This is a genomic window from Limnohabitans sp. (assembly GCF_044361985.1).
Taxonomy (GTDB): domain Bacteria; phylum Pseudomonadota; class Gammaproteobacteria; order Burkholderiales; family Burkholderiaceae_C; genus Limnohabitans_A.
In genome coordinates this window covers 1-4,617 of record NZ_JBIKHV010000140.1, presented here as the reverse complement: position 1 = coordinate 4,617, position 4,617 = coordinate 1, and the positions used below count along the sequence as shown (strand labels likewise).

Below are 4,617 nucleotides of genomic sequence, written 5' to 3'. Positions count from 1 at the left end.
CCTTGCTGGGCGGCATCGTGGCGGCTTGCGTGGTGACCTGGTTCACGTTTTTGCCCTCGTTTGTCTTCATTTTGGTGGGTGGGCCACTGGTCGAGTCGACTCGGCACATGCCCTCACTGGCCGGACCGCTGCAAGCCATCACGGCCGCCGTGATCGGGGTGATCGTTTACTTGGCCGGTGTGTTTGCGCGTCAAACTTGGCTGCCCGGAGGCTGGCACAGCCTGCCTGATCTGAGCGCGGTCGTGCTGACCCTGCTGGCGACCTGGGCCTTGGTCAACAAAGGCTACGCCGTGGTTCGGGTGCTGGCTGGCTGCGTGGTGCTGGGCCTGATCCGTCATGCGCTGTTTTGAACCCACACTGCGCTCGGGTTTGTACGGTCCAACAGCCCCCGCCAAGCCAAGCCTGTAGCCTGCGCTTTTCGTGCTGGACCCGTGCCTTGCCGCCTGACACAATGCCGCCATGAATCCAAGCTCTTCACCCACTGCCATGGCCCAAAACAGCCCCACACCCTCTTCGTTTGCCCCCTTGCAAAACGACACTTTCTTGCGCGCCTGCCTGCGCCAAGCCACCGACCACACCCCCGTCTGGCTCATGCGCCAGGCCGGGCGCTACTTGCCCGAGTACCGCGACACCCGCGCCAAAGCCGGCAGCTTCATGGGCCTGGCCACCAACGTCGACTACGCCACCGAAGTCACCTTGCAGCCGCTCGAGCGCTACCCGCTGGATGCCGCCATCTTGTTTTCCGACATCCTCACCGTGCCCGATGCCATGGGCCTGGGCCTGTCGTTTGCCCTGGGCGAAGGCCCAAAGTTCGCAAAGAACGTGCGCGACGAAGCCGCCGTGGCCGCGCTGGCCGTGCCCGATATGAACAAGCTGCGCTACGTGTTTGACGCCGTCACCTCCATCCGCCAGGCCCTGAACGGCCGCGTGCCCCTGATCGGCTTTTCCGGCAGCCCCTGGACGCTGGCTTGCTACATGGTCGAGGGCGCAGGCTCGGACGACTACCGCCACGTCAAGACCCTGATGTACAGCCGCCCCGACCTGATGCACCGCATTTTGGCCATCAACGCCGATGCCGTGGCCCTGTACCTGAACACGCAAATCGAGGCCGGTGCGCAAGCGGTCATGGTGTTTGACAGCTGGGGCGGCGTGCTGGCCGATGGCGCATTCCAAGAATTTAGCCTGGCCTACACCGCTCGCGTGCTCTCGCAACTCAAGACCGAACACAACGGCCAGCGCATCCCCAGCATCGTGTTCACCAAGGGCGGTGGCCTGTGGCTGCCCGAGATGGCAGCGCTGAACTGCGACGTGCTGGGCCTGGACTGGACCATGAACCTGGGCCGCGCCCGTGCCCAAGTCGGCGGCGAAGTCGGTGGCCCCGGCAAAGCCCTGCAAGGCAACATCGACCCCAACATCCTGTTTGCACCGCCCGACCACATCGCCACCGAGGTGCGCCGGGTGCTCGACAGCTTTGGCACACCGCACACCGACCGGGCCAACACCGGGCCGACGCACATCTTCAACCTGGGCCACGGCATCAGCCAGTTCACGCCGCCAGAGCATGTGACCGCACTGGTGGAGACCGTGCACAGCCATTCGCGCCATTTGCGCAAGGCCTGATCGCTGCTGGGCTTCAGCGCCCGGTGATGTTCAGCACCACGCCTTGCACGCCGGTCTTGACGCCCGCCAGCTCCACCTGCCAATCGTCGGGCTGCTTCTGGGCTGAACCGGTTTTGGAAATTCGGGCCACCAAACGGACCTGTGCCAGCGAAGACAAAACAGGGGGCGCCCCCATGCCCATGCTGTCACTCAAGGCAAACCGGACGGGCCAGGCTGTGGGCGTGCCGCGCCATATGGCCACGGGGCGGCGCGAGCCCTCCTCGGCCACGGCGTAAACAAACAAACTCGCCCCGGCACCGATCTGGCTTTGCACCTCGGGCGACACACGAACTTCGCCCTGAATCAGGGGGCGGGTATCGCCCCCAGAAGGGGTCGGGGTCAACACGGGCACCGTCTGCGATGCCTGCGCCTCGGCGAGCTTGGCCATTTCTGTCGCTTGCGCGAGGGCTTGTTGCAAACCCTGGGCCGCGTCGCTGTCGGCGGGCACCAGGCCCAGCGCTTGCTGCCAATAAGCCCGCGCCGCGTCGTGGCGTTTTTCAGACCACGCGGCACTGCCCGCCAGCACCAGCGCATTCAAGTGCAGCGGTTGCGCGGTCAACACCTGTTGAATCCACTGCCAGGGCTCGCCAGCAAACACGCCACCGGCGCTCAAGGCCTTCATCTGCGCACGCTCGACCCACAGATCGTTCTCAGGCGCCAAGACCAGCACCCGCGCCAAGGCTTGTTCGGCCAGGGCGTGTTGGTTCTGCGCGGCGTGCAAGCGCGCCAGGGTCAACCAGGCTTGCGCATCAGCCGGTCGGGACTGCGTGGCTTGCTGCCATGCGCGCGTTTGCTCGGCCAATTGTTCAGGCGTGGTGGCCGTGATCTGCACCCGCTGGCTCAAGGGCAAAGGCCACCAGGTCTGGGCTGCACCCAGCTGCGCGTAGCTCCAGCCGCTGAGTGCGGCCAGGCACAACACGATCCAGAGCACGCGCACAGGACCAGCACTGGCTGCATTGACTTGAGGCCGCATACCGTTGTCTTGCGCGGCCGCGGCATCGCTCAGCACATGTCGAAGCATGTCGTCACCTGCCACAGCATGCTGCGCAGGACTCAATCGGCCCTCGGCCAAAGCCTGGTCAAGATCGGTCAGATGTTGTTGCTGAATCTGGCGATTGGCCTGCCTTTGCACATCGTTGACCTCAGCCAACAGCGCTTGTTTTTTCAGACTGCGCTGCAACACCCAGCCCGCCAGAGCGCTCAAGACCAGCAGCGCCAACAACAACCAAAACCAGGGCGGCATGAAAGACATCAGGACTCCAGAATTTGGCGCACGCGTTCGCGCTCGCTGTCGGTCAGCGCAGGGGGCGCTTCGGGCTGGCGGCGCATCAGGCGCAAGGCCACTGTCAGCGCCAGCAGCAGCAAGGCGAAAGGCCCGAACCACAACAGCCAGGTGACGGGCTTGACCTCGGGCCGGTACAGCACAAAGTCACCGTAACGGCTGACCAGGAATGTCCGTATGTCGGCATCGCTTTGACCCTTTTCGATCAGGCCTCGCACCTCGCGCCGCAGGTCCACCGCCAGCTCGGCGTTCGAAGAAGCCAGCGACTCGTTTTGACACACCAAGCAACGCAACTCGGACGCGATGTGGTCCCAGCGGGCTTGCGCCTGGGGTGACAACGGGGCTTCGGCTTGCAACGAGACATTGGCCTGGACAGGTGGCAAGGATGGCGCCCCTTGCGCCCAGACAGCCAGGCCCTGCCCCATGGCCCACAGCAACAGCCCTAAGCTCAAATAACGCGCGCCTGTTTTCAGAACACCGCTCATGGCTGCAAGTTCCGCAACAAGGGCAACAATTTTTGCTGCAGAACTTCGGGCGTCAAAGCCCCGGCGTGCTTGAAGCGCAGCACACCTTCGCGGTCCACCACATAGGTTTCAGGCAAGCCATAGACCCCAAAGTCCATGCCCACACGGCCATCCAGGTCCAGCAGATTCACGCTAAAAGCCTGTCCGTGCTTTTGCAGCCAGGCTTGGCTGCGGGCGGTGGCTTTTTGCACAGCCTCTGGGCTGTGCGGGTCTTGGCCCGACAACTCGGAAGCCTGCAGTTCTTTGTAGTTGAGCCCCACCATTTGCAAACCCGGCTGGCGGGACAGCGCCAACAACAAGGGGTGTTCTTCGCGACAACCCGCACACCAGGTGGCCCACAGGTTGACCAGTGTCACGCGGCCCTTGAATTGGTCAGCGCTGAAAACGTCAGCACCCCCCACCACCGGCAACTGGAAGCTGGGCGCTGGCTTGCCGATGAGCGGTGAAGGGATTTCTTTGGGGTTGCGGTTCAGGCCGATGGCCAAAAAAATCACCATGCCCAAAAAAAGCGCCAACGGTATGAACACCCAGCGGGGCATGCCTTGCGGCTGGGTGGATGCGGCCAAGGGTGCGCTCATGACCGCACACCTTGCAGACCTGACGGCTGAGCCTGCTTTGGTACAAGTTGCCGGTAGCGCCGGTCAAACGCGGCCAGCCCCCCGCCCAGCACCATGAACACGGCGCCCAGCCAGATCCATGACACAAAGGGCTTGTGGTAAATGCGAAAGGTCCATTGCGGCGGCTCACTGGCCAGCGGCTCGCCCAAAGAAACATAGAGATCACGCCACAAGGAGCTGTCGATCGCGGCCTCGGTCATGGGCATGGCGCTCGACACGTACCGGCGTTTTTCGGGCTGCAAAGTGCGCACCAGGGTGTTGCCCTCGTGCACATGAACCTGCGCGCGCAAGGCCATGTAATTGGGTCCCAGGTGGTTGTCCACGCCCACCAGTTTGTAGCGAAAACCGGCCACGCTCACTTCATCGCCCAGACCCATGCGCAGATCGCGCTCGACCTGAAAGGACTTCACGCCGGTGATGCCCAGCACCAGCACTGCCACGCCAAAGTGCGCCACATGCATGCCCCACCAGGCCAGCCCCGGCGAGCCTGGCAAACGCAGGCGCTGAGCAATTTGCCAAGCACTCGACAAGACAA

6 protein-coding genes are annotated in these 4,617 nt (G+C 63.6%); 2 read left to right on the top strand and 4 right to left on the bottom strand.

What is annotated here, in order from left to right; translation table 11 throughout:
* On the top strand, positions 1-350 hold a 350-nt coding region (locus ACIQ3A_RS13965; RefSeq protein ID WP_396432329.1), incomplete at its 5' end, for a chromate transporter.
* Between the two features lie 136 nt (positions 351-486).
* On the top strand, positions 487-1,620 hold the full coding sequence (hemE, locus tag ACIQ3A_RS13960; RefSeq protein ID WP_396432330.1) for a uroporphyrinogen decarboxylase: 1,134 nt from the start codon (positions 487-489) through the stop codon (positions 1,618-1,620).
* 13 nt (positions 1,621-1,633) lie between these two features.
* Here hemE and ccmI read toward each other — a convergent pair whose 3' ends face one another.
* The 4 genes from ccmI to ACIQ3A_RS13940 form a co-directional block, all read right to left on the bottom strand.
* Complete coding sequence (gene ccmI / locus ACIQ3A_RS13955) at positions 1,634-2,911, bottom strand: c-type cytochrome biogenesis protein CcmI (RefSeq protein ID WP_396432328.1); 1,278 nt, start codon at positions 2,909-2,911, stop codon at positions 1,634-1,636.
* Positions 2,911-3,426, bottom strand: a complete 516-nt coding sequence (locus tag ACIQ3A_RS13950; protein ID WP_396432327.1) for a cytochrome c-type biogenesis protein — start codon at positions 3,424-3,426, stop codon at positions 2,911-2,913. The genes ccmI and ACIQ3A_RS13950 overlap by 1 nt, the downstream gene beginning before the upstream one ends.
* Positions 3,423-4,043 carry a redoxin family protein gene (locus ACIQ3A_RS13945; RefSeq protein ID WP_396432326.1) on the bottom strand — a complete coding sequence of 207 codons (621 nt, stop codon included), beginning with the start codon at positions 4,041-4,043 and terminating at the stop codon, positions 3,423-3,425. The genes ACIQ3A_RS13950 and ACIQ3A_RS13945 overlap by 4 nt, the downstream gene beginning before the upstream one ends.
* The coding region (locus ACIQ3A_RS13940) for a cytochrome c-type biogenesis CcmF C-terminal domain-containing protein (RefSeq protein WP_396432325.1) at positions 4,040-4,617 on the bottom strand (578 nt) is incomplete at its 5' end. The genes ACIQ3A_RS13940 and ACIQ3A_RS13945, both read right to left, overlap by 4 nt.

What these genes read in the sequence shown, in the direction of transcription:
- ccmI (WP_396432328.1), bottom strand. Translation starts at nt 2,911, where the DNA reads ATGTCTTTCATGCCGCCCTGGTTTTGGTTGTTGTTGGCGCTGCTGGTC.
- ACIQ3A_RS13945 (WP_396432326.1), bottom strand. Translation starts at nt 4,043, where the DNA reads ATGAGCGCACCCTTGGCCGCATCCACCCAGCCGCAAGGCATGCCCCGC.
- ACIQ3A_RS13950 (WP_396432327.1), bottom strand. Translation starts at nt 3,426, where the DNA reads ATGAGCGGTGTTCTGAAAACAGGCGCGCGTTATTTGAGCTTAGGGCTG.
- hemE (WP_396432330.1), top strand. Translation starts at nt 487, where the DNA reads ATGGCCCAAAACAGCCCCACACCCTCTTCGTTTGCCCCCTTGCAAAAC.